The organism is Pseudoalteromonas luteoviolacea DSM 6061, assembly GCF_001625655.1.
GTDB lineage: Bacteria > Pseudomonadota > Gammaproteobacteria > Enterobacterales > Alteromonadaceae > Pseudoalteromonas > Pseudoalteromonas luteoviolacea.
Genome location: NZ_AUYB01000017.1, coordinates 1 through 803 on the forward strand (window position 1 = coordinate 1; position 803 = coordinate 803).

Below are 803 nucleotides of genomic sequence, written 5' to 3' on the forward strand. Positions count from 1 at the left end.
TCAAATAAATATACTGACTTTGCAATTGAAACTTGCCTGACACTTCGGTCTGTCTTTAATTTGCCACTTCGAGCACTTGAAGGGTTCGTTAATTCACTCCTCAATTTGATGGGGGCACCTGTTCATTCCCCTGGTTACAGCTGTTTGTGCAAGCGAGGAAAGACACTAAATGTTCAATATCGAACCAAGCCAACCACGCAGGGATTTATTGATATTGTTGTCGATAGCACCGGCCTAAAAGTTTATGGTAATGGCGAATGGCATACCCGAAAACACCGAGCCAGCAAACGTCGAACTTGGCGTAAGTTGCATTTAGCGATAGATGCAGCCAGCCATGACATTGTCAGTGCAGAGCTATCAATGGTGAATGTATCGGATGGTGAAGTGTTAGGTGATTTACTACGGCCACTACGCCGAAATGTTGACAGAGTAACCGGTGATGGTGCTTATGATACGCGTAATTGCTATGATGAAATTGCGGCTAAAGGTGCCGTAGCTCGGATCCCCCCAAGGGAAAATGCCCAATATTGGGAGAAAGGTCATCCGAGAAACAGCGCCATAATATTAATGCATCAATTTGGTTTAAAACACTGGAAGGAAAAGTCTGGTTATCATGAGCGTTCGCTGGCTGAAACGGGCGTTTATCGTTTTAAACAGCTTACGGGTGACAAATTAACAAGCCGCACCTTCAACAGCCAACACACAGAAGTAATGATTAAAGCCAAGGTGATCAACACGATGAACAGGCTAGGTATGCCTGAATATAGGTAAAAATGACAAGGCCGTCAGTAAAGGCCTATTTG

Annotated in this window: 1 protein-coding gene; it reads left to right on the top strand. The window is 44.3% G+C overall.

The features are described 5' to 3' along the window. The coding region (locus tag N475_RS01200) for an IS5 family transposase (protein WP_063364553.1) at nt 1-771 on the top strand (771 nt) is incomplete at its 5' end. Nucleotides 772-803: the final 32 nt, after the last annotated feature.